Source organism: Desulfofarcimen acetoxidans DSM 771, assembly GCF_000024205.1.
Classification (GTDB): Bacteria; Bacillota; Desulfotomaculia; order Desulfotomaculales; family Desulfofarciminaceae; genus Desulfofarcimen; species Desulfofarcimen acetoxidans.
On record NC_013216.1, the window covers coordinates 270,742 to 294,945 of the forward strand.

Annotated in this window: 18 protein-coding genes, 8 tRNA genes and 3 rRNA genes; 28 read left to right on the top strand and 1 reads right to left on the bottom strand. The window is 44.7% G+C overall.

From position 1 onward, the window contains the following. Positions 1 to 91: 91 nt before the first annotated feature. The 12 genes from DTOX_RS01250 (at position 92) to disA (ending at position 13,321) form a co-directional block, all read left to right on the top strand. Positions 92 to 1,661, top strand: a 16S ribosomal RNA gene (locus tag DTOX_RS01250). Between the two features lie 124 nt (positions 1,662 to 1,785). After that, positions 1,786 to 1,900, top strand: a 5S ribosomal RNA gene (gene rrf / locus DTOX_RS01255). A 355-nt stretch (positions 1,901 to 2,255) separates the two neighbouring features. Next, a tRNA-Ile gene (locus DTOX_RS01260) sits at positions 2,256 to 2,332 on the top strand. A gap of 168 nt (positions 2,333 to 2,500) precedes the next feature. Then, positions 2,501 to 2,576, top strand: a tRNA-Ala gene (locus tag DTOX_RS01265). 99 nt (positions 2,577 to 2,675) lie between these two features. After that, positions 2,676 to 5,611, top strand: a 23S ribosomal RNA gene (locus DTOX_RS01270). The 16S, 23S and 5S rRNA genes sit together here with 3 tRNA genes alongside, the layout of an rRNA operon. 41 nt (positions 5,612 to 5,652) lie before the next feature. Then, positions 5,653 to 5,727 (top strand) — tRNA-Asn (locus DTOX_RS01275). Positions 5,728 to 6,081: 354 nt separating this feature from the next. Next, the gene (locus DTOX_RS01280; protein WP_015755926.1) at positions 6,082 to 6,558 is read left to right on the top strand and encodes a CtsR family transcriptional regulator; all 477 of its coding nucleotides are present in this window, start codon (positions 6,082 to 6,084) and stop codon (positions 6,556 to 6,558) included. A gap of 13 nt (positions 6,559 to 6,571) precedes the next feature. Continuing rightward, positions 6,572 to 7,096: a UvrB/UvrC motif-containing protein gene (locus tag DTOX_RS01285; protein ID WP_015755927.1), complete on the top strand. Its 525-nt coding sequence runs from the start codon at positions 6,572 to 6,574 to the stop codon at positions 7,094 to 7,096. A 4-nt stretch (positions 7,097 to 7,100) separates the two neighbouring features. Then, positions 7,101 to 8,162, top strand: a complete 1,062-nt coding sequence (locus tag DTOX_RS01290) for a protein arginine kinase (protein ID WP_015755928.1) — start codon at positions 7,101 to 7,103, stop codon at positions 8,160 to 8,162. A gap of 128 nt (positions 8,163 to 8,290) precedes the next feature. Continuing rightward, complete coding sequence (locus tag DTOX_RS01295) at positions 8,291 to 10,723, top strand: ATP-dependent Clp protease ATP-binding subunit (RefSeq protein ID WP_015755929.1); 2,433 nt, start codon at positions 8,291 to 8,293, stop codon at positions 10,721 to 10,723. Between the two features lie 145 nt (positions 10,724 to 10,868). After that, the gene (gene radA / locus DTOX_RS01300) at positions 10,869 to 12,242 is read left to right on the top strand and encodes a DNA repair protein RadA (protein ID WP_015755930.1); all 1,374 of its coding nucleotides are present in this window, start codon (positions 10,869 to 10,871) and stop codon (positions 12,240 to 12,242) included. Next, a complete protein-coding gene (disA, locus tag DTOX_RS01305; protein ID WP_015755931.1) occupies positions 12,242 to 13,321 on the top strand; it encodes a DNA integrity scanning diadenylate cyclase DisA in 1,080 nt (359 codons plus the stop codon). Before radA ends, disA begins: the two co-directional genes overlap by 1 nt. 34 nt (positions 13,322 to 13,355) lie before the next feature. On the opposite strand, the gene DTOX_RS01310 is transcribed toward disA, so the two are convergent. Further along, entirely contained in the window at positions 13,356 to 13,754 is a 399-nt protein-coding gene (locus DTOX_RS01310; RefSeq protein ID WP_015755932.1) for a nucleoside triphosphate pyrophosphohydrolase family protein, read from the bottom strand. A 203-nt stretch (positions 13,755 to 13,957) separates the two neighbouring features. On the opposite strand from DTOX_RS01310, the gene DTOX_RS01315 reads away from it, so the two are divergent. The 16 genes from DTOX_RS01315 to DTOX_RS01390 all read left to right on the top strand — a co-directional run bounded on the left by DTOX_RS01315 (position 13,958) and on the right by DTOX_RS01390 (position 24,108). Then, positions 13,958 to 14,434 (top strand): CarD family transcriptional regulator, encoded by a 477-nt coding sequence (locus tag DTOX_RS01315; RefSeq protein ID WP_015755933.1) that lies wholly within the window; start codon positions 13,958 to 13,960, stop codon positions 14,432 to 14,434. A 192-nt stretch (positions 14,435 to 14,626) separates the two neighbouring features. After that, the gene (locus DTOX_RS01320) at positions 14,627 to 15,778 is read left to right on the top strand and encodes a PIN/TRAM domain-containing protein (protein ID WP_015755934.1); all 1,152 of its coding nucleotides are present in this window, start codon (positions 14,627 to 14,629) and stop codon (positions 15,776 to 15,778) included. Beyond that, the gene (gene ispD / locus DTOX_RS01325) at positions 15,765 to 16,463 is read left to right on the top strand and encodes a 2-C-methyl-D-erythritol 4-phosphate cytidylyltransferase (RefSeq protein ID WP_015755935.1); all 699 of its coding nucleotides are present in this window, start codon (positions 15,765 to 15,767) and stop codon (positions 16,461 to 16,463) included. The genes DTOX_RS01320 and ispD overlap by 14 nt, the downstream gene beginning before the upstream one ends. Then, positions 16,460 to 16,933 carry a 2-C-methyl-D-erythritol 2,4-cyclodiphosphate synthase gene (gene ispF / locus DTOX_RS01330; RefSeq protein ID WP_015755936.1) on the top strand — a complete coding sequence of 158 codons (474 nt, stop codon included), beginning with the start codon at positions 16,460 to 16,462 and terminating at the stop codon, positions 16,931 to 16,933. Before ispD ends, ispF begins: the two co-directional genes overlap by 4 nt. A 70-nt stretch (positions 16,934 to 17,003) precedes the next feature. Further along, positions 17,004 to 18,470: a glutamate--tRNA ligase gene (gene gltX, locus DTOX_RS01335; RefSeq protein WP_042315238.1), complete on the top strand. Its 1,467-nt coding sequence runs from the start codon at positions 17,004 to 17,006 to the stop codon at positions 18,468 to 18,470. 45 nt (positions 18,471 to 18,515) lie between these two features. Then, a complete protein-coding gene (gene cysE / locus DTOX_RS01340) occupies positions 18,516 to 19,196 on the top strand; it encodes a serine O-acetyltransferase (RefSeq protein ID WP_015755938.1) in 681 nt (226 codons plus the stop codon). 30 nt (positions 19,197 to 19,226) lie between these two features. Then, positions 19,227 to 20,729, top strand: coding sequence for a cysteine--tRNA ligase (gene cysS, locus DTOX_RS01345; RefSeq protein ID WP_015755939.1), 1,503 nt, complete (start codon positions 19,227 to 19,229; stop codon positions 20,727 to 20,729). Positions 20,730 to 20,732: 3 nt separating this feature from the next. Next, a complete protein-coding gene (locus DTOX_RS01350; RefSeq protein ID WP_015755940.1) occupies positions 20,733 to 21,164 on the top strand; it encodes a Mini-ribonuclease 3 in 432 nt (143 codons plus the stop codon). Between the two features lie 218 nt (positions 21,165 to 21,382). Beyond that, positions 21,383 to 22,123, top strand: coding sequence for a 23S rRNA (guanosine(2251)-2'-O)-methyltransferase RlmB (gene rlmB, locus DTOX_RS01355; protein ID WP_015755941.1), 741 nt, complete (start codon positions 21,383 to 21,385; stop codon positions 22,121 to 22,123). Position 22,124: 1 nt separating this feature from the next. Then, positions 22,125 to 22,637 carry an NYN domain-containing protein gene (locus tag DTOX_RS01360; RefSeq protein ID WP_015755942.1) on the top strand — a complete coding sequence of 171 codons (513 nt, stop codon included), beginning with the start codon at positions 22,125 to 22,127 and terminating at the stop codon, positions 22,635 to 22,637. 192 nt (positions 22,638 to 22,829) lie between these two features. Next, positions 22,830 to 23,474 (top strand): RNA polymerase sporulation sigma factor SigH, encoded by a 645-nt coding sequence (gene sigH / locus DTOX_RS01365; protein ID WP_015755943.1) that lies wholly within the window; start codon positions 22,830 to 22,832, stop codon positions 23,472 to 23,474. Between the two features lie 155 nt (positions 23,475 to 23,629). After that, positions 23,630 to 23,705 (top strand) — tRNA-Thr (locus DTOX_RS01370). A 13-nt stretch (positions 23,706 to 23,718) separates the two neighbouring features. After that, positions 23,719 to 23,804: transfer RNA gene (locus DTOX_RS01375), tRNA-Tyr, on the top strand. 65 nt (positions 23,805 to 23,869) lie between these two features. After that, positions 23,870 to 23,945 (top strand) — tRNA-Met (locus DTOX_RS01380). 3 nt (positions 23,946 to 23,948) lie between these two features. Next, positions 23,949 to 24,025, top strand: a tRNA-Thr gene (locus DTOX_RS01385). A 6-nt stretch (positions 24,026 to 24,031) separates the two neighbouring features. Continuing rightward, positions 24,032 to 24,108: transfer RNA gene (locus DTOX_RS01390), tRNA-Met, on the top strand. Positions 24,109 to 24,204: the final 96 nt, after the last annotated feature.

Below are 24,204 nucleotides of genomic sequence, written 5' to 3' on the forward strand. Positions count from 1 at the left end.
TGGATGAAATTTAACATACCTCGTCAAAAGTTTTAACTTTTAACGAAAATCTATAAGCCAATTTTAATGAGCAATCAAACTTTTCACATATTTAACGGAGAGTTTGATCCTGGCTCAGGACGAACGTTGGCGGCGTGCTTAACACATGCAAGTCGAACGGAGTTAAGAAAAGAGTTTACTTTTTCCTTAACTTAGTGGCGGACGGGTGAGTAACGCGTGGATAATCTGCCTGTAAGACAGGAATAACGCCGGGAAACCGGTGCTAATACCGGATAACCTCTTTTTATCGCATGGTGAAAAGAGAAAAGGCGGCCTCTTTACAATGCTGCCGCTTACAGATGAATCCGCGTCCCATTAGCCAGTTGGTGGGGTAACGGCCCACCAAAGCGACGATGGGTAGCCGGCCTGAGAGGGTGATCGGCCACACTGGAACTGAGACACGGTCCAGACTCCTACGGGAGGCAGCAGTGGGGAATCTTCCGCAATGGGCGAAAGCCTGACGGAGCAACGCCGCGTGAGCGAAGAAGGTCTTCGGATTGTAAAGCTCTGTGATATTGGACGAACAGATTTCTTGTAAACAGCAAGGAAAAATGACGGTACAATAAGAGGAAGCCACGGCTAACTACGTGCCAGCAGCCGCGGTAATACGTAGGTGGCAAACGTTGTCCGGAATTACTGGGCGTAAAGGGCGAGTAGGTGGTTTATTAAGTCAGAAGTGAAAACTCCGGGCTCAACCTGGAGACTGCTTCTGAAACTGGTAGACTTGAGTGCAGGAGAGGGAAGCGGAATTCCTAGTGTAGCGGTGAAATGCGTAGATATTAGGAGGAACACCAGTGGCGAAGGCGGCTTCCTGGCCTGTAACTGACACTGAGGCGCGAAAGCGTGGGGATCAAACAGGATTAGATACCCTGGTAGTCCACGCCGTAAACGATGAGTGTTAGGTGTCGGGGGTATCGACCCCCTCGGTGCCACAGTTAACACAATAAGCACTCCGCCTGGGGAGTACGGTCGCAAGACTGAAACTCAAAGGAATTGACGGGGGCCCGCACAAGCGGTGGAGTATGTGGTTTAATTCGACGCAACGCGAAGAACCTTACCAAGGCTTGACATCCCGTGACCGCCGTGGAAACATGGTCTTGCAAGTTTACTTGCACACGGAGACAGGTGGTGCATGGTTGTCGTCAGCTCGTGTCGTGAGATGTTGGGTTAAGTCCCGCAACGAGCGCAACCCCTACAGCCAGTTGCCAGCACTTAGGGTGGGAACTCTGGCAGAACTGCCGTTGACAAAACGGAGGAAGGTGGGGATGACGTCAAATCATCATGCCCCTTATGTCTTGGGCTACACACGTACTACAATGGCCTGAACAGAGGGAAGCGAAACTGTGAAGTAGAGCCAACCCCTAAAAACAGGTCCCAGTTCGGATTGTAGGCTGCAACTCGCCTACATGAAGTCGGAATCGCTAGTAATCGCAGGTCAGCATACTGCGGTGAATACGTTCCCGGGCCTTGTACACACCGCCCGTCACACCACGAAAGTCGGCAACACCCGAAGCCGGTGACTTAACTCGCAAGAGAGAGAGCCGTCGAAGGTGGGGTCGGTGATTGGGGTGAAGTCGTAACAAGGTAGCCGTATCGGAAGGTGCGGCTGGATCACCTCCTTTCTAAGGATATTGGAAGCAGAGGCAAGTAAATGGTGATGAGAACTCTCACAGCTAATTTCTTACCTACCACTTCTCAATATTGGTCGACATCCATCGACAAACTGTTTAGTTTTGAGAGGCTTTTTCCGGTGGCAATAGCGAAGAGGTCATACCCGTTCCCATCCCGAACACGGAAGTCAAGCTCTTCAGCGCTGATGGTACTTGGGGTTACCCCCTGGGAGAGTAAGACGTTGCCGGAAACTAATTTTACCCCTTAAACAGGGGTTATTTAACCAAACCCCGCCAGAATTCCCTCACCTCTAAGGTGGTGGGATGAATGGCGGCTTAGATTATAGTTTGTAGGGCGGGGACCGCCCGAAATCATGCCTGCTGGAGGCCGTGTAAGACCTATTGCTCTTTGTAACGGTAGGCCGTGGCTGATGAATCAGGAAACGCTCGTTGATGTTCCTTTGGAAGCCCCCGCTTCTTAGTGGAATGTAAGCGGGGGTAGTTCACTGCAAGAAATAAACTGAAAATTATCCGGTATTTGTGCATTGGTTTAGGGAAAAGCAAGTGATAAAGTATCCTTCGCCGTTGCTAACGGTGTGAAATTTCGGGCCTATAGCTCAGTTGGTTAGAGCGCACGCCTGATAAGCGTGAGGTCGGTGGTTCAAGTCCACCTAGGCCCACCATTTCTCAAAATTCAAAGTTCGAAAAGATCTTTGTATATTGAAAGATGAGAATGTTGCTTATTCTTAATAGTAATTGCATAGAAATTGGGGTTTATGGTTTGAAGCAGTATGTTGAGAATCGAGTGGTTTTAATCGAATCTCTAACGTTGAACTTCAAATATTGATTATGGGGGTGTAGCTCAGCTGGGAGAGCACCTGCCTTGCAAGCAGGGGGTCAGCGGTTCGATTCCGCTCATCTCCACCATAAAAATTTATTAATATTGTTCTTTGAAAACTACACAGCGTGAAGCAAAAGAAAAGCTCTATTTAGTAACACAAATAGAACTCTCAAGCGCAAAAGATAGGTCAAGCAAAAAAGAGCATACGGCGAATGCCTAGGTGCTGCAGGCCGAAGAAGGACGCGGCAAGCTGCGAAAAGCCACGGGAAGCCGCAAGCAGGCAACGATCCGTGGATATCCGAATGGGGCAACCCGGCGAGGCAAACCCTCGTCACCTATAACTGAATCCATAGGTTATAGGAGGGCACCAGGGGAACTGAAACATCTTAGTACCCTGAGGAAAAGAAAGCAACAGCGATTCCCCGAGTAGCGGCGAGCGAAAAGGGACCAGCCAAAACCTAAACTGCTTGCAGATTAGGGGTAGCGGGACACTCATCACAAACCATTGCTTTAGCCGAAGCGGCCTGGAAAGGCCCGTTATAAAAGGTAACAACCCTGTAGGCGAAAAGGCGAGAAGTTTAGAGTGGATCCCAAGTACCGCGGGACACGAGGAACCCCGTGGGAAACAGGGAGGACCACCTCCCAAGGCTAAATACCTGCAGCAACCGATAGTGATTAGTACCGTGAGGGAAAGGTGAAAAGCACCCCGGAAGGGGAGTGAAAAAGAACCTGAAACCGTATGCTTACAAGCCAGTCGAAGCACGTTAAAAGTGTGACGGCGTACTTTTTGTAGAACGGACCGGCGAGTTACATCTAACGGGCAAGGTTAAGTCAGAAAAGACGGAGCCGAAGCGAAAGCAAGTCTTAATAGGGCGGCAAGTCCGTTGGAGTAGACCCGAAACCGGGTGATCTACCCATGTTCAGAGTGAAGCTTTAGTAAAATAAAGTGGAGGCTCGAACCGACCTTCGTTGAAAAGGAGGCGGATGAAACGTGGGTAGGGGTGAAATGCCAATCGAACCCGGAGATAGCTGGTTCTCCTCGAAATAGCTTTAGGGCTAGCCTTGAGAAAAAAATCCGGAGGTAGAGCACTGACTGGGCTAGGGGCCTTCACCGGTTACCGAACTCAATCAAACTCCGAATGCCGGATTAAAGAATACTCAAGAGTCAGACTATGGGTGCTAAGGTTCATAGTCAAAAGGGAAACAGCCCAGACCGTCGGCTAAGGTCCCAAAGACATGCTAAGTGGAAAAGGATGTGGGGTTGCACAGACAACCAGGATGTTGGCTTAGAAGCAGCCACCATTCAAAGAGTGCGTAATAGCTCACTGGTCAAGTGGCCCTGCGCCGAAAATGTAACGGGGCTAAAGCATGTCACCGAAGCCACGGATGTCGCAAGACATGGTAGAGGAGCGTTCCATATGCAGCGAAGTCGTACCGTAAGGAGCGGTGGAGCGTATGGAAGTGAGAATGCCGGTATAAGTAAGCGAAAAGGCAGGTGAGAATCCTGCCCGCCGAAAACCTAAGGATTCCTGGGGAAGGCTCGTCCGCCCAGGGTAAGCCGGGACCTAAGCCGAGGCCGAAAGGCGTAGGCGATGGACAATAGGTTGAAAATCCTATGCCACCAAAAGTCATTATCAGGATGGGGTGACACAGGAGGGTAGGCCAAGCGCGCGGATGGAAAAGCGCGTCCAAGCTCGTAGGGCGTCAGACAGGCAAATCCGTCTGACATAAAGCCTGAGAAGTGATGGGGAGGGAAAATAAGTACCGAAGTGGTTGAACCCATACTGTCAAGAAAAACCTCTAACGAGACTAATTGGTGCCCGTACCGCAAACCGACACAGGTAGGTAGGGTGAGAATCCTAAGGCGCGCGAGAGAACCCTCGTTAAGGAACTCGGCAAAATGACCCCGTAACTTCGGGAGAAGGGGTGCCTCACTAGCGTGAAGATTTAACATTCGGAGCGTGAAGAGGCCGCAGAGAAAAGGCCCAAGCGACTGTTTACCAAAAACACAGGTTCCTGCTAAATCGCTAAGATGAAGTATAGGAGCTGACGCCTGCCCGGTGCCGGAAGGTTAAGAGGAGAGGTCAGGGGAAACTCGAAGCTTTGAATTGAAGCCCCGGTAAACGGCGGCCGTAACTATAACGGTCCTAAGGTAGCGAAATTCCTTGTCAGGTAAGTTCTGACCCGCACGAAAGGCGTAACGATTTGGGCACTGTCTCAACGAGGGGCTCGGTGAAATTGAACTGCCGGTAAAGATGCCGGCTAACTGCGATAGGACAGAAAGACCCCGTGGAGCTTTACTGCAGCTTGATATTGGATTTTGGTATTGCATGTACAGGATAGGTGGGAGGCAGAGAAGTCAGGGCGCCAGCCTTGGCGGAGCCAACGTTGGGATACCACCCTTGCAGTATTGAAGTTCTAACATACGGCCTTGAATCAGGCCGGTGGACATTGTCAGGCGGGCAGTTTGACTGGGGCGGTCGCCTCCCAAAAAGTAACGGAGGCGCCCAAAGGTTCCCTCAGCGCGGTTGGAAATCGCGCTCACAGAGTGCAAAGGCAAAAGGGAGCTTGACTGCGAGACATACAGGTCGAGCAGGGACGAAAGTCGGGCTTAGTGATCCGGCGGTATCGAGTGGAAGAGCCGTCGCTCAACGGATAAAAGCTACCCCGGGGATAACAGGCTTATCTCCCCCAAGAGTTCACATCGACGGGGAGGTTTGGCACCTCGATGTCGGCTCATCGCATCCTGGGGCTGTAGTAGGTCCCAAGGGTTGGGCTGTTCGCCCATTAAAGCGGTACGTGAGCTGGGTTCAGAACGTCGTGAGACAGTTCGGTCCCTATCCATCGCAGTCGCAGGAAACTTGCAAGGAGCTGTCCCTAGTACGAGAGGACCGGGATGGACGGATCACTGGTGTACCGGTTGTCGCGCCAGCGGCAATGCCGGGTAGTTATATCCGGAAGGGATAAGCGCTGAAAGCATCTAAGCGCGAAGCCCACCTTAAGATTAGGTTTCCCTTCGCAAGAATAAGACCCCTGGAAGACCACCAGGTAGATAGGCCGGGTGTGTAAGCATAGTAATGTGTTTAGCTGACCGGTACTAATAGGTCGAACGCTTGACCTTAATATTCACGCTGTGCAGTTTTGATGGAACAAAGCGTATATTCCTCGATAGCTCAATGGTGGAGCAACCGGCTGTTAACCGGTAGGTTGTAGGTTCGAGTCCTACTCGGGGAGCCAGTAAAAAGCTTACTTAAGTTTAGTAAGCTTTTTTTTATGTGTAATAATCTGTTTTGACTGTAAGAACAATATATTGGACATAATAATTTTGCTTGTTAAAATATGGTTATAAAATATCATGCTTAATTAAATTGTTTTCTGATAAGCGTTTAAAATAATTATATCAAAATAAAATCATGACCATTAACAATTTTAAAATCAAAAAAGATGAAAAACGTAGAATTATTGATTAAAAATAAGATAGGAGCTAGTTAAATAAAAAAATTAACCAGTAACCGGATTTGAATAGAATATATATAGAAGTGATATACTAAGGTTAAGGTCAATCAAAGTCAGTTAAAGGAGTGGATAGAAATGTCCAGTCTTTCTAACCTCATTGAAAGGCATCTCAGGCAGCTTCTAAAAGAAAGTATTAAAGGATATATCGAAATTAGGAGAAATGAACTGGCAGAGCAGTTTAGATGCGTACCTTCCCAGATAAACTATGTTTTGTCCACGAGATTTACCTATGAAAACGGTTTTTTGGTCGAAAGCCAGCGGGGAGGAGCCGGTTTCGTACGCATAGTTAAACTTATGTTAAACAGGGAGGATACTTCGTCTTCCATTTTGACATATCTAACTGAGATGATAGGCAATTCAATTTCACAGTCGGCGGCGGAAGGGATAGTGAATAGATTGCTGGAGGAGAACACTGTCACCCAGCGTGAAGCCAGTTTGATGAAGGCGGCTATGCACAGGAATGTACTGAAAGTTGACTTGCCCTGGCGTGATAATGTAAGAGCCCTAATATTAAAAGCCATGCTTGTTTCGCTTTTAAGGGACAACAAATAATGAGGTGAATAATATGATGTGTGAACGCTGTCAGGAGAGGCAGGCTAATGTTCAGTTTACTGAGATAATAAATGGCAAGAAAAAAACTATTCGTTTGTGTGAAGTATGTGCCAAAGAAATGCATATGGATAATTTTGGATGGTTTCCTCAGCTTGGCCTGCATACCTTTTTGGCAGGTTTACTGGAGCATGAATTTGGTAATGGGAATTCATTAAAAACCTCCCCGGGAGAAAATATTAGTTGCAGCAAATGCGGTTTATCAGGTGAACAGTTTGCCAAGAGCGGGCTGTTGGGATGCGGCTATTGCTACGATGATTTAGCCAAGCAAATTGATCCCCTGCTTCGCCGCATTCACGGTAACTCCAGGCATACGGGAAAGGTGCCGGAGCGTACCGGGGGCAGCATTCGCCTGGTAAAAGAAATGGAAAATCTCAAGGCGGAACTTGCCTCTTGTGTCGCACGTGAAGAGTTTGAACGGGCTGCTGTATTGCGTGATCAAATAAGGCTATTGGAGAAGGACATTTACCGAAAGGGGTAGAGATATGAGTTTGAGGGATATAATAAATAATACTTTCAGCAACTGGATGGATTCTACGGCACCTGAAGCGGATATAGTGATCAGCAGCAGAATTAGAATTGCCCGTAATCTAAAGCAGTGGCCCTTTCCTCATATGCTGCCCGTGGAGAATGCCGAACAAGTTATTCATGCAGTTAAGGCTGCTGTCAGCAACGAAAATTTTATAAATAGTTTTGGCTCGCTGGAACTGGTTTGGATGAGTGAATTAACACCTGTAGAAAGACGTATACTGGTCGAAAAACACCTGATTAGTCCGGATCTGCTTGATAACTATAACAAGAAGGCTGTTATTTTGCGTAGTGATGAGGCGGTAAGCATTATGATAAATGAAGAAGATCACCTTCGTTTACAATGTGTGTTGCCTGGTCTGCAGCTTAAAGACGCCTGGTCCCTTATGAATAAATTGGATGACGGGTTGGAATTTACGCTGGACTATTCTTATTCCGATCGCCTGGGATATTTGACAGCCTGTCCTACAAATGTTGGAACCGGTTTGCGCGCTTCTGTGATGATACATCTTCCTGGTTTGGTGTTAGCTAACCAAATTGGCGGTGTGCTTTCGGCTATTGCTAAGTTAGGTATAACTGTTCGAGGAATGTATGGAGAAGGAACTCAGGCATTAGGCAATATATTTCAAATCTCCAATCAAATTACGTTAGGTCAGGCCGAGGAGGAAATAATAAATAATATTATATCTATTACAAGACAACTTCTGGCTCAGGAGAGGGCTGCCCGCCAGGCACTCTTGAAAGAACGGAATGAGTTTTTGGCTGACCGTGTTTGCCGGTCACTGGGGATTTTGAAACATGCCCGCATGATTAATGCTGAAGAGACTATGCGTATGTTTTCAGATGTTAGATTGGGTGTTGATCTTAATATTATTGAGGGGATAGATACGGGCCTGCTATCTGAGTTAATGGTTTTATCGCGTCCGGCATACTTGATAAAAAAAGCAGGCAAAGAAATAACAACAGTGGATCAGGATATTTTGCGGGCAGAATTAATTAGGGAAAGATTAAACGGTTAGATAAGACAGTCAATTATAATGTATTAATGGTTTATCTAACAATCATATTAAAAGTTGACTTATTTTCCGTCGGATATAATTGTCAGGAAGTATATAATGTTTTTTATAAAATAAAGGGAGGTGCTATTATGTTTGATAAATTTACGGAACGTGCTAAGAAAGTATTCGTGCTGGCACAAGACGAGGCCAAAAGGATGGCTACTCCATATATCGGTACGGAGCATTTGCTGCTTGGATTAATCCGTGAGGGTGAGGGTGTTGCTGCAAAAGTGTTGGAGTCACTTAATATTGATGCGGAAACAGTTCGCCAAGCGGTAGGGCAGCTTGTCGGTCCAGGCAAAGGTGTAGCTCAGGAAATGTTTCTGACACCTCGCGGCAAAAAAGTTCTTGAACTGGCTATAGCTGAAGCCAGGAGTTTAGGACATAATTATGTTGGCACCGAACATCTTTTGCTGGGATTAATCAGCGAGGGCGAAGGAGTGGCAGCACAGGTATTAAACGCCTTGGGTGCTGATATTGAACAGGTACGCAGTATGATTATGCAGATGTTGGGTGGAGGGCAGTCGTCGCAGGGTGGCTGCGCTTCCGGCCAGTGCGGCAGCAAAGCTGGGAATGTTCAGACAAAGGCCCTGGATGAGTACGGTCGTGATTTGACAGAAATGGCTCGCGAAGATAAGCTTGACCCTGTAGTCGGAAGAGAAAAAGAAATTGAGAGAGTTATACAGGTATTAAGCCGCAGAACTAAAAATAACCCTGTTTTGCTTGGTGATCCGGGAGTAGGGAAAACCGCTGTTGTAGAGGGTTTAGCCCAGCGGATATCTTCCGGCAACGTTCCTGAGACGCTGCTCTCAAAAAGGGTCGTTAGTTTGGATTTAGCTGCTCTGGTTGCCGGCACCAAGTACAGGGGAGAATTTGAAGACCGTTTAAAAAAAGTGACACAAGAAATTACTAAAGCGGGCAACATAGTACTGTTTATTGATGAGCTGCATACTTTGATAGGTGCCGGTGCCGCAGAAGGTGCCATAGACGCGGCAAATATATTAAAACCCGCTTTAGCACGGGGCGAAATGCAATGCATTGGAGCTACAACATTGGATGAGTATCGCAAGTATATAGAAAAAGATGCGGCACTGGAACGGCGTTTCCAACCAATTAATGTTGAAGAGGCAACGGTGGAAGAAACCATTGCTATTCTTAAGGGATTAAGAGATAGGTATGAAGCCCATCACCGTGTTCGTATCAGTGATGAGGCTCTGGTTAATGCAGCTAAGCTGGCTGACCGCTATATATCAGATCGGTTTTTGCCGGATAAGGCCATAGATTTAATGGACGAAGCAAGTTCCAGAGTTCGTATGCTGGCTTTTACTGCACCACCGGACTTAAAAGATCTGGAGCGTAAAACGGAAAAGGTGCGGAAGGAGAAAGAAGAGGCTATTAACAGCCAGGAATTTGAAAAAGCGGCCCGGCTAAGGGATCAGGAGCAGTCCCTGAAGAAGGAACTGGAAGACCGCCGGGAAGCCTGGAATCTAACAAAAGGCGGCAATGAACTGGCTGTCAGTGAAGAAGATATTGCTCATGTTGTAGCTTCTTGGACAGGTATACCTGTTAAAAAGCTGGCCGAAGAAGAGTCGGATAGACTTTTGAAAATGGAAGAAATACTGCATCAAAGGGTAATCGGTCAGGAGGAAGCTGTTCGGGCAGTTTCCCGTGCTGTACGCCGTGCACGGGCAGGCCTAAAAGATCCTGGCCGTCCTGTAGGCTCCTTTATTTTCCTGGGTCCTACCGGGGTGGGCAAAACTGAGTTAGCCAGAGCACTGGCCGAAGCTCTTTTTGGCGATGATGATGCCTTGATTCGCATAGATATGTCTGAATACATGGAGAAGTATGCGGTATCCAGGCTGGTTGGCGCTCCCCCAGGCTATGTAGGGTATGAAGAGGGAGGTCAACTGACCAAGGCGGTTAGGAGGAAGCCTTATTCAGTAGTATTGCTGGATGAAATAGAGAAGGCGCATCCGGATGTTTTTAACATTCTCCTACAAGTTCTGGAAGATGGGCGGCTTACTGATTCTCAGGGTCGTGCGGTGGATTTCCGCAATACTGTTATTATTATGACTTCTAATGTCGGAGTAAGTCATATAAGAAAGATTGGCTCGCTTGGTTTTCAAACCGCCGAAAATGACAGCTATAGTAAAATGAAGGGCGATGTTACCCAGGAATTGCGTAAAACTTTTCGGCCGGAATTTCTCAATAGGGTGGATGAGACTATTGTGTTCCACTCCTTAGAGCAGAAACATCTAAATGAAATTGTCGGTCTGATGCTAAAAGATGTGCTTGGCCGATTGGCGGAAAACGAAATCAAAGTGGAAGCGACGGAAGCAGCTAAAGAACTCTTAGCCAGTAAGGGCTTTGATGAAACATATGGTGCCCGCCCCCTGCGCCGTGAGATTCAAAAACAGGTTGAGGATAGACTATCCGAAGAATTATTAAAAGGAGCGGTTAAAAAAGGAGAACATGTTGTACTCAATGTGGTGGATGGCGAGATTTTAATTGAGAAAAAATAAAAGCGCCCTTTCTCAGGGTGCTTTTATTTAATAACCTATTAAATTATCTTTATTCTATTACCAAATTCACCCTCATGACTTTCTTGTTACAGGAGTTGCTAAATGTTATAATGAATTTATATTTGGTATTGGAGAACGTGTGTTTATGAAACAAAAGACCATCTATTGCTGCCAGGAATGTGGTAGTCAAAGCCCTCGTTGGGTAGGTCGCTGCCCGTCTTGTGAGGCTTGGAATTCTATGGTGGAAGAGATGCCCGTTAAAAGTGCGGGTGCGGTTCTGCGGGGGAAAACAGAGCCTGTCAGGCAGCCGGTTTTGTTAACAGAGGTACTGCTATATGCAGAAAATCGCATACCTACCGGTATTAAGGAAATGGATCGCGTATTGGGTGGTGGCATTGTGCCGGGCTCTTTAATTTTATTGGGCGGTGAGCCTGGTATAGGCAAATCCACGCTTCTTTTGCAGGTAGCTTTTTTAATAGGCAAAGATAATAGGGAAGTCATATATGTCTGTGGTGAGGAATCAATGCAGCAGGTTCGTTTGCGGGCGGAGCGGCTTAATTCCATAAGCGAAAACGTATTGCTTTTAGCGGAAAATAATGTGGACCGGGTTGAATTGCAGATAAAAGAGCGCAAGCCATTTTTGGTTATAATTGATTCGGTTCAGACAATATATAAAGAAAGCCTCTCTTCTTCTCCCGGCAGTGTTGGTCAAGTTAGGGAGTGTGCCTCACAGCTAATGAGGCTGGCAAAAATGATGGACACAGCTATTTTTTTGGTCGGTCATGTGACAAAGGACGGGGCAATTGCCGGTCCTAAAGTGCTTGAGCATATGGTAGATGCTGTTTTGTATTTTGAGGGAGAGAGGCACCAGTCTTTCCGCTTGCTGAGAGGAGTTAAAAATCGTTTTGGTTCGACCAATGAAATAGGTATTTTTAATATGGCAGGTAATGGTTTAATTGAAGCAACTAATCCCAGTTCTTTATTCATGCAGCATTGGCAGGTACCCGTACCCGGTTCAGTTATAGTCCCTACGATAGAGGGGACTCGGCCTCTTCTGGTAGAGATTCAGGCATTGGTTTGTCCAACAGGTTTTGGTTTGCCCAGGCGTATGGCAACAGGTGTCGACTATAATCGGGTGGCCTTAATCATAGCAGTTTTGGAGAGAAGATTAGGATACCAATTAAGTAAGTATGATATTTATGTAAATGCTGTGGGCGGTGTGAAAATAGAGGAACCCGCGGTAGATTTGAGTATTGCTTTGGCCATAGCCTCCAGTTTTCATGATCGCCCATTGGGGTTGGGGTTGGCTGTGGCAGGTGAAATTGGCCTTACCGGGGAGGTCAGACCTGTAGCTTCTATAGAAAAAAGACTGTCTGAGGCCGGAGAGCTCGGATTTAAGAAAACTATAGTTCCTGAAGCTAATATAAATCCTGCCATTGATTGTAAATCAAAAGCAGTGGGAGTGAAAACTGTGACTGAGGCTGTTCAAGTAGCCTTGCAGTCTGGGGGGATTGTGTAATGAAAGAAGAGAAAGCTGAGGATCAACTATTAAAAGTATTACGCTTTGTGGCACCAGGTACATCACTGAGAGAAGGCTTGGAGAATATACTGCGGGCTAAGACGGGTGGTTTGGTTGTTGTGGGTGACTACCCTGAAGTGCTTGATATAGCCGAAGGAGGCTTTGCTATTAATGCCGACTATTCTTCCGCCAATCTTTATGAATTAGCCAAAATGGACGGTGCAATCGTTCTAAGTGAGGATGCCAAACGGATTTTAGCGGCCAATGTGCAGCTAATTCCCAGTCAAAACATACCCTCCAGTGAAACAGGCATTAGGCACAGGACCTCAGAGAGGGTGGCCAGACAGACAAATGCTCTGGTGATAGCCATTTCTCAACGTAGAAGTGTTATCAGTGTTTATAAAGGCAATTTAAAGTATGTATTACGCGACTTGGGAGTAATCTTAACCAAGGCCAATCAGGCAGTACAAACGTTGGAAAAGTACCGGGCCGTATCGGATAAGGTTTTGGTTAACTTAAGTATATTGGAATATGATGGGGTCGTGACCCTATTCGATGTAGCCAAGGTTATACAGAGGGTAGAAATGGTGCTTAGAATTGTTAAAGAAATTGAAAAATATATCAGTGAGTTGGGTACAGAAGGAAGATTAATCACCATGCAGTTGGAAGAATTATTGGCAAACGTAGCCGAGGAAGGGTTTTTGGTTATACAGGACTACGGTACTGTGCTTGAAGAGAAACCACCGCAGAGTATTATGAAAATAATCGGGAGTTGGCCTGCGGAGGATCTGCTGGATCTCTCTTTAATCGCCCGTGCTTTGGGTTATCCCGGTAGTTCCGGCATATTGGATCAGAGTGTATTTCCTCGTGGTTATCGAATTTTAGAGAAATTACCAAGGCTGCCTTTCCCCGTTATAGAAAACCTTGTCCAAAGATTCGGTACACTCTCCAAGGTACTGGTCGCTACCATAGAAGAACTGGATGAAGTGGAGGGTATCGGTGAAGTGAGGGCCCGCTCTATAAAAAAAGGCTTGTCCAGGTATCGGGAGCAATTGCTTACACAAGAAAGACATACGTAAAAAAACGGCGCATGATCGCGTCGTTTCTTTATCTCTAAGAAAGATTAAACATACCCAAAATCTCCATTTGCTTTTGTTTTTTAATAAAAACATCGTATAAATTTATATCTAACAAGTTACAAATAGCGGCTATATAAAATAAATGTTGTCCTATTTGATTTTCAATGCTTTCTTGACAGTGCTCACAGGCTTTGCCGGACAGGTGGGTCTGAAAGTATCGTTTTAAATCGCCTAAAGGTGTGTCCTTGGGAATAGCCTGTTTCTGGGCATTAATCTGTAGGCACCCGCAATTAGTAACCGCTTTAATCACATCCCGGCTAATATTGGCATTGGCTTGCTGTAGTTTAGATAGAAGATCCAATATGCTCCGGTGATAGACCAGTGATTCGGAAACCGTATTTTGAAATTCATCACAAATCAGATCTTTAAGCACGGTTTCACCCCTCTTTAAAAGTTTTCTGCTCAGTTTCTACTAAGGTCATTATACCGATGAAAAGGTTGTCCTGTCAAACTTAACATTTAGTAAAAATTATTATTGACACTGCTTAATAGCTGTGCTAAAATATTAGATTCTTGACAAGATAGGCAAACAGTGTTATACTTTTATCAGTATCTAGATAAAGGGGGCTTAGTGTATTGTTCAAAATTGGTGACAAGGTTGTCTATCCTATGCACGGTGCCGGAGTCATTGAGGCTATTGAGGAAAAAGAAGTGCTGGGTGAAATAAAGCATTATTATATTTTGAGGCTCCCAATAGGAAATATGAAAGTAATGATTCCTATTGACCACGGTAGGGATGTGGGATTGAGACAGGTCATCACCCGGGACGATGTACAAATGGTTTTGCGAATTTTATCAGATAAATCCACCAGTATGCCCCCCAACTGGAACCGTAGGTACCGAGCCAATTTGGAAAAAATTAAGAGCGGTAATATTTATGAAGTTGCAGAAGTGGTAAGAAACCTTATTAAGAGGGATAAAGAAAAGGGTTTGTCCTCCGGGGAAAGAAAAATGCTGGAGAATGCGCGTCAGATTTTAATTAGTGAATTGGTGTTGGCAACAGAACTGGAAGAAGATAAGGCTCAATCACTGGTTGACGGGGTTTTTGCTTAGTATACGTCAGTTTTGCTGGCGTATTTTTGTTTTTTGGCAAAAGAACTAAAAATCAAATGAATTTTCATATTAATTTAAGATTTTTATTTTAGTATGAGGTAAAATTCGCTATATTTTTGTTGAAGCACACTGCTGCACAACATATAATATGAGTAGTCCTTGCCTGAATTTGGTTGGAAAGGGGGTGTGGGAATGGTTAAAAGAGTGGTGTTCTTTTTATTGGTAGCTCTTTTTGCGGCGGGTGGATTTTTTTCCGGGTACTATGTTGTAGAGTCAGGAATTATAGATTTTTCCGGTTCCTCATTAAACTTAAGAGTGGGAGTATTCGCTCTGGCTACTCTGATTGGGGTAGTTGTTGGGATTTTGGCAGCTCCTTGGATAATAAAAAGTACGGTTTGGGCAACAGCTAAGATAGAACGTTATTTTCAAAAAACTCCAACGCAGGATCTTGTCATGGGATCCATTGGCTTGATTACTGGACTTATAATTGCTAGTTTATTTTTTAATATTCTCCCCAACTGGGGATGGGTTTCCGTTATAAAAGTACTCGGCGCGATTCTACTTGGTTATCTGGGTATGAGTTTGGGCGTTAAAAAAAGAGAAGAAATATTTGGTTTATTTGCCACTATCCCAAAGTTTGGTAAGGAAAAGCTCTCAAAATCTGACAGCAAGGCTAATGTCGATAAGATATTAGATACCAGTGTGATTATCGACGGGAGAATTGCTGATTTATGTGCCAGCGGCTTTATAGAGGGAACACTCATGATACCTGTTTTCGTGCTGGAAGAATTGCGTCATATTGCTGATTCTCCCGATCTATTGAAGCGAAACAGGGGGCGTAGAGGCTTGGATATTTTGAATAACCTGCGTAAAAACTCTGATATTAAAGTGCAGATTTATGAAAATACCCGTGGTTTGGAAAATGTCCCCGAGGTGGATATGAAACTGGTTAAATTAGCCCAGAAACTAGGAATTAAGGTAATGACCAATGATTATAATTTGAATAAAGTTGCCGAATTGCACGGTGTTAAGGTATTAAATATTAATGAGCTGGCCAATGCTGTTAAGCCGATTGTATTGCCAGGAGAAGAGATGGTGGTGCAGGTTGTAAAGGATGGCAAGGAATCCGGCCAGGGTGTGGCTTATCTTGATGACGGTACTATGATAGTAGTTGACGGGGGTAGAAAATATATAGGACAAACAATTGTGGTTGTGGTTACCAGTGTTCTTCAGACAGCTGCGGGGCGGATGATTTTTGCCAAGTCCAAAAATGAGCTTAAAAAAGGTGAAAACGGTGGTGGGCAGTTGTCTTATAACGAGGTGAATTATTTTGAGTCTAATTAGCACGATTATAACAGCCGCGGGACAGGGTTTACGCATGGGGACTGATACAAGAAAGCAGTACCTCAGCTTGCAAGGTAAACCTATTCTTTCTTACGCAATTGAGACCTTTATTGGAATGCCGGCGGTTAACAATATTATTTTAGTGGTTAGTCCCGGAGACGAGTCTTTTTGTCTGGAGAATATTATTCCCATACACGGAAGATCTAAAGTACAGGCCGTAGTTGCCGGCGGTGCGAGCAGGCAGGAATCCGTATATAACGGGTTGCTTGCATTACCGCAAGGGACAAACCTGGTAATAATACATGATGGCGTTCGCCCGTTGTTCGAGGGCAACGAAATTGATGCCTTGCTGGAGGCAGCGGCTGTAAATGGTGCGGCCACTCTGGCCGTGCCGCCAAAGGATACTGTAAAGCTGGTAAATGAGTATAATAAAGTAGTGCGGACTTTACCCCGTGAGAGATTATGGTTAACTCAGACACCACAGGTTTTTAAATATGATATAATTATGAATGCACACCAAAAGGCGCGCCGGCACGGCTTTGAGGCTACTGATGATGCTTCGCTGGTGGAAGTCAGCGGACAACAGGTAAGGGTTATTGAAGGATCTTATGAGAATATTAAAATCACAACCCCGGAGGATATGATAATAGCCGAGGCTATTTTAAACAGGAGAAAGCATAAATGAGAATCGGTTTTGGTTATGATGTACACCGTCTGGTGCCGGGGCGACTCCTGGTGCTGGGCGGTGTAAACATACCCTATGAATTGGGTTTGCTTGGTCACTCTGATGCTGATGTGCTGGTGCACGCTATGATGGACGCGCTGCTGGGAGCAGCCTCAGCGGGCGATATAGGACGTCATTTTCCTGATCAAGATTCTAGATATAAAGATGCTTCCAGTTTGCTCTTGTTGTCGGAGGTGCTGCGAATTATAACAAATAAAGGCTATAAAGTGGGAAATATTGATTCAGTAATTGTTGCTCAAAAGCCAAAACTGGCTGCTTTTATTCCCGGAATGACAGATAACATTGCGGCTGTTTTGCAAGTAAGCTCCGATCAGGTAAATATTAAGGCAACAACTACGGAGGGCCTGGGCTTTGCCGGTGCCGGTGAGGGAATCGCTTCGTATTCGTCAGTATTATTGTATAGCATATAATTAGATTGTAAAAGTTGCCTGTCAGGTCTGGCAATGGTATAATAACAGACTAGATAATGCAGTAAGGGAGATGTTTATTTTGTCCGGTATTCGTGTAAGATTTGCGCCCAGTCCTACCGGGCCTTTACATATAGGGGGAGCGCGTTCAGCGCTTTTTAATTGGTTGTTTGCCCGTAACAATAACGGAGTTTTTCTGGTACGTATTGAGGATACTGATTTGGAGCGATCTTCACGCGCTTCGGAAGAGAATATTTTAAATTCCCTGAAATGGTTGGGCATGGATTGGGATGAGGGAATCGAAGTGGGTGGTGAAAACGGCCCTTATCGCCAGACAGAACGCCTGGGGATTTATCATTCCTGCATTAAAACCCTGCTGGATAGCGGAAATGCTTATTATTGCTACTGTTCGGAAGAAGAATTGGCCGCAGAAAGAGAAGACTTGATGTCACGAGGGGAATTGCCACGCTATTTAGGTAAATGCAGAAATTTAACCGCTGAAGACCGTTGTCGTTACGAGTCGGAAGGTCGAAAGCCTGTATTGAGATTTAGGGTTCCAGTCGGACAGGTAATTACAGTTAATGATCAGGTTAGGGGAAACGTCTCTTTTGAATGTGAGGGTATTGGCGATTTTGTTATATTAAAATCAGATCAAATACCTACTTATAATTTTGCTGTGGTTGTTGACGACCATTATATGAAAATATCTCATGTTATCAGAGCGGAAGAACACTTATCCAATACCCCAAGGCAAATCCTTTTGTACCAGGCTTTAGGTTGGGAAGTGCCGCAGTTTGCCCATATATCACTGATTCTTGGACAGGATCGGTCTAAAATGAGCAAGCGGCATGGTGCTACTTCTATAGAACAATATATTTCGTTGGGCTATCTGCCGGAGGCACTGGTTAATTTTCTGGCTTTACTGGGTTGGTCACCGGGTGGCGAAGAAGAAATATTTACTTTGGATCTGTTGAAAAAACAGTTTTCGCTGGACCGGGTAGCAAAAAACCCGGCAGTCTTTAACATGGAAAAATTGAATTGGTTGAATGGTTATTATATTCGCAATGCCGACATAGATCGGATAACTGAACTGGCCGTGCCTTTCTTGAAAAGTGCGGGTTATCTGGTTGGGGATGTTTCACAGGAACAATTTAGCTGGTTAAAGAAATTAATGTCTGTCGTAAGGGATTATATATCCTGTTTGAGTGAAGTCCCCTTATATGCAGACTTGTTTTTTAAAGAGAAAATTATCTATGATGAAGCCGCGTGGGACATTTTGCGTCAGGAGCAGGCACCGGTCGTTTTGAGCTGCTTGCGGGATAAAATATCCTCTATGGAGAAAGATGATATAACGGAAGGTGCTATTAAAAAGACTTTGAAAGCTATAACAAAGGAGTTGGGTCTTGGGGGTAAACTGGTGTATGTGCCGATAAGAATTGCTTTGACCGGCAAAACTCACGGTCCCGAGTTGTACCAGGTGATTCCGTTGTTTGGCCGTGAGGTAACTTTAGCCAGATTGGATGACTCTCTTAAAGCTTAGTATAACTGGTCCCCCAAAGAAATCAGCTCGCTGGCAGGTGAAAAAATGTTCGACCGTTTGCGAAACGAAATAAGGGCAGTTTTTGAACGTGATCCAGCCGCTAAGAATATACTGGAGGTTATCCTTTGTTATCCGGGGTTGCACGCGATCCTGATTCATCGTATTGCACATTCACTATACAAGAAGCGCTGGTTTGTTTTAGCTCGCTTCATATCACAAATCTCCAGATTTTTAACCGGAATAGAAATTCACCCGGGAGCTAAAATTGGTGAAGGACTTTTTATTGACCACGGATCAGGCGTAGTCATAGGTGAAACAACGGAAATCGGAGATAATGTGACAATTTATCAGGGTGTTACTCTGGGGGGCACAGGCAAGGAAAAGGGCAAGCGCCACCCGACTATCGGAAATAATGTGGTGATTAGTGCCGGTGCCAGAATCCTGGGTAGTTTTGAAGTGGGTGACAATGCCAAAATAGGGGCGGGCTCAGTTGTTTTGAAGGCTGTGCCGTCTAATAGCACTGTAGTGGGTGTGCCGGGTAAAATAGTGGTGCGTGACGGACAAAGGGTAGGGGATACACATTCTAATATAGATTTAAGACACGATCAATTGCCGGATCCAATAAGTGAAATGTTGCTGGTAATGCAGGGTAGAATTAATGATTTGGAAGACAGGCTTAAAGCGCATGAGAAGAAGGATGGGATAAGCAATAAACTTGAGCTTTAAACCGGAAAAGTGGTAAAAGGAGGGTGTGCCATGTTATTATATAATACCCTGTCCAGGCAGAAGGAGGAATTTGTGCCGGCAATACCGGGCAGGGTCAGTATGTATGTATGCGGACCTACCACGTATAATTTTATCCACTTGGGCAATGCCCGGCCACTGGTATTTTTTGATACCGTGCGCAGATATTTAATCTATAAGGGTTACCAAGTATTATATGTGCAGAATTTTACAGATATAGATGACAAAATAATTAAACGTGCTGCTGAAGAGAAGCTGGATCCTTCAGCACTTGCCTTTAAATATACGGAAGAATACTATATTGATGCCACCTCGTTAAATGTTATGATGGCAGATATTCACCCCAAGGTATCCGACCATATGGCGGAAATAATTGAGTTGGTGGAGAAACTGGTGCAAAAAGGGTTTGCTTATCAGTCTGACGGTGATGTATACTTTGAGGTACGCCGATTCAAAGATTACGGTAAGTTGTCTGGGCGGGCACTTGAAGACATGTTGGCAGGAGCCAGGGTGGAGGTCAATGAAAAGAAACGGGATCCGATGGATTTTGCTCTCTGGAAAGCGGCAAAACCAGGCGAACCCTCCTGGAATAGTCCCTGGGGGCAGGGAAGACCGGGCTGGCATATAGAATGTTCCGCAATGTCACTTAAATATCTGGGAGAAAATTTTGATATGCACGGTGGAGGAGCGGACCTGATTTTTCCTCACCACGAGAACGAAATTGCGCAGTCTGAGGCTGCTACAGGTGAACCGTTGGCCCGCTACTGGCTGCATAATGGATTTATTACAGTTAATCAGGAGAAAATGTCTAAATCACTGGGAAACTTCTTTCTGGTACGAGAGATATTGGATAAGTTTTCGCCCGAAGTGGTAAGATTTTTTCTTTTAGGAACACATTACCGGAGTCCGCTGGATTTTGATGACGAGAAGTTGGCAGTGGTTGAAAAGGGTTTAGATCGTATAAGGACCAGCATACAGCTTCTTGGTGAGGCCTGCCAAAGAGCTGGGGTAGATTTTTCAATGATAAATGCAAAAGAAAAGCCTGCGCGGGTAACTTCAATTATTGATACAAGACACAGCTCAATGAAGGCGTTTATAAAAATTAAGACCTCTTTCGAGCAGGCCATGGAGGATGACTTTAACACCGCACTGGCAGTGGGGTCATTATTTGAATTGGCAAAGGAAACTAATATATTGGTGCAGAGTTTAGGCCCTAAAATCAGTGAGCAGGAAAAAGCATGTTTGCTGCAGGCTGCGGAATTATTTAAATTATTTAACCAAGTGCTGGGTATTTTTAAAGAAGATTTGTGTACAGGATATCCGCTGGTTACCCCTGTTGATGAATCAGGTGACGGAATGCTGGAAGCAGTTATGCAAATGTTGCTGGACATTAGAAATGAAGCCAGAAAGAATAAGAACTGGGCTTTATCTGATCGAATAAGGGATGCTTTGAAAGATATTAATGTTATTCTGGAAGATACGCCGCAGGGTACCCGTTGGAAGAAGCAGGCATAGGCTATGACGTTCGAAAAATTAAACGGGAATATTGCAGATAAGAGACAGTCTTCAGAGCGACCTGAATTGCTGCCTTCTTTAGTCTTGGCATATCTCGGAGATGCTGTATATGAACTGGCCGTGCGTGAGTATCTAATCAGAAAGGGTTTATGCACGGTGCATAAACTGCATCGTTCAGCGGTACATTATGTAAGAGCTTCTGCTCAGGCAGGCGTCCTACATAATTTAGAGACTATTTTGCAGAATGATGAACTGGATGTAATTAGGCGGGGGCGCAATGCCAAGCCGGGCCACTGTCCAAAAGGTGTATCACAGGAGGAATACGGCTATAGCACTGCCTTAGAGAGTCTGATTGGATATCTATACCTAAGAGGAGATTTTTCTCGTTTATCAGAGCTTTTGGAAAAGGTTTTTTCGGTTATAGATAAACCATAAACCAATAAATAAACTATTAGGAATAATAAAGCTTAAAAGCGCATTAATAATTTAGTACAACTCTTTTTATACTCCAGGAAATCATGCTTATGATGGATTTGTGGATATGTTAAGGTGGTACTGCATAATTTCCGACGAGCACAAGTGCCTGTGGCTGCTCGAAAGTCGCTTAAAATGATTTCCGAGCTAATGATTTCTCAGCAGTACCGGTGGAAAGGGTGAAAAACTTGAGTGACGTGATAGTGGGTCGTAACCCTGTTAAGGAAGCTTTAAAATCACAGCGACCCATTAACAAGGTGCTGGTGGCTAAAGGTAAATTATCCGGTTCACTTGCGGAAATATGCAGCTTAGCCAGGCAGAACGGTATTCCTGTACAAGAGGTAGACAGGACTGCTTTGGAAAAGATATCTGCGGAAGCTGTACATCAGGGTGTAGCTGCTTACGCAGCAGCCAAAGAGTATGTGGAGTTAGAGGATATCCTCGCCCGTGCAGGTGAGCAGGAGCCATTTATTATTATGCTGGACGAAATTACGGACCCGCATAATTTGGGAGCCATAATCCGTACTGCTGATGCCGCAGGCGTTCACGGCGTGGTAGTAACCCGTCGACGTTCTGCGTTGCTAACACCGGTGGTAGCTAAGTCTTCGGCAGGTGCGGTGGAATATGTGCCTGTGGCCAGAGTAACTAACCTTGTGCAGTCAATAAAAATCTTGCAGGAGAATGGCATATGGGTTGCCGGGGCTGATATGGAAGGTGACAAGGTGTATTGGGAAGCGCCCTTGAGCGGGCCTATTGCTATAGTAATTGGGGGCGAAGGAAAAGGTCTGGGGCGCCTGGTAAAAGAAAAGTGTGATTTTCTGGTGAGATTGCCTATGCAGGGGAAAATAAGTTCCTTGAACGCATCGGTTGCAACTGCTCTATTAGCCTATGAGGTGGTTCGCCAGAGGAGTTCCGGGTGAAATGAAAGAGTACCTGGTTATTGATGGGTATAATGTAATATATACTTGGCCCAAATTAGCAAGACTGTCCGATACAAGCCTAGAGCATGCCAGAGTTAAACTTGTCGATATAATGGCCAGTCACTCAGCCCTGTCAGGGCAACTGATTAAAGTTGTTTTTGATGCCCACCAGGTGAAAAATATCACGCAACGACAGGAACAGGTTAACGGTATTGAAATACTATATACCCAGCAAGGGGAAACCGCAGATGCGCTAATCGAAAGAATAACCGGAGATTTAATTAAGCTCGGTAAGGTTTATGTAGTAACTTCCGATTGGGATGAACAAAGAATCATATTTGGTCGCGGGGCTTACCGGATGACACCGAGGGAATTATGGGAACAGGTTAAAAAGATACGTCAAAAAAATATGTCTGAATATTCAATAAATCTTCCCACTGAGGGATACCTTGAAAACAGGCTAAATGAAAGTGTTCGTGATTTATTGGAAAAATTGCGGAGAAAAAAGTTCTGAAATAGCTCGGATATACCTTATTTTTATATCTTGACTAGCTAATTCATTATACAGTATAATAAAACGTGTGCTTATAAAGTAAAGTTCTTTCTAGAATCTATTATAAATTTTTGCCCCGATATAAATAATCAGTTAGCAAATGTCGTAGTTTCCTGTCGTGTTGGAAAAGCTGTATAGAAGCGGGGGATTATAGTGATAATTTCTGCTCAAAGAGAAGAAATCGCCGGTTTCGAGGTGTTAATCGACGAAGATGTTGTTGAGTTTGCTCGTGAAGGTGACGATATCGCGTTGGAGTATTTAATTAATAAATATAAAAATTTTGTGCGAGCTAAAGCCCGGTCTTATTTTCTAATTGGTGCGGATCGTGAGGATATTATCCAAGAGGGTATGATCGGTTTGTATAAGGCTATTCGTGACTTTCGTATGGACAAACTTTCTTCATTTAGGGCATTTGCTGAGTTGTGCATAACAAGGCAAATTATTACGGCTATTAAAACAGCAACCAGACAAAAACACATTCCTCTTAATTCCTATGTTTCCTTAAACAAGCCCATTTATGATGATGATTCGGATCGGACGCTGTTGGATGTGATATCAGGAACAAAAATTACTGATCCTGAAGAACTTATTATTAGCAGAGAAGAATTTGATGATATTGAAGAGAAAATGGGGGAAATTTTAAGCTCACTGGAGTGGAAAGTGCTGATGTCTTACCTGGAGGGTAAATCATACCAGGAGATAGCTGAGGATTTAAAGCGGCACGTAAAGTCTATTGATAATGCGCTTCAAAGGGTTAAAAGAAAACTGGAAAGATATTTAGAAAAAAGAGAAATATAATAATAAAATTTGGGTTTAAATTAATAATATGTTGCTGTGCTGCTCAAGCGACCGGCAGTAAGCAACAAAAATTTACAGCCTATATACTGTTGACATGAGTAAATAAATTTGCTAAAATTTATATTGTGCTCAGTTCACTATGCAGTATTAAGTAAGCTGGCGTAGCTCAATTGGCAGAGCAGCTGATTTGTAATCAGCAGGTTGCGGGTTCGAGTCCCATCGCCAGCTCCAGATTTAAATGTTCGGAGGAGTTCCCGAGCGGCCAAAGGGAGCAGACTGTAAATCTGCCGGTAGACACCTTCGTAGGTTCGAATCCTACCTCCTCCACCAAGTATAAAAAAATATTTAAAAAAGCTTGTTTTTGTTAATATCTTATAGTATAATCAAAAAGTCGTCGCGGGGTGGAGCAGTTGGTAGCTCGTCGGGCTCATAACCCGAAGGTCGTAGGTTCAAGTCCTACCCCCGCAACCAAATGCCGCTGTAGCTCAATAGGTAGAGCGCATCCTTGGTAAGGATGAGGTAACCCGGTTCAATCCCGGTCAGTGGCTCCATAGTATGGCGGTGTAGCTCAGTTGGCTAGAGCATACGGTTCATACCCGTAGGGTCGCTGGTTCAAATCCAGCCGCCGCTACCAGAAGACACTTTCTGTTTGCCGGAGGGTGTTTTTTTATATTCCTTTCTCGGATTGTTTGAAGGATTTTAAGCGATATATGTAGAAATATATATGTAT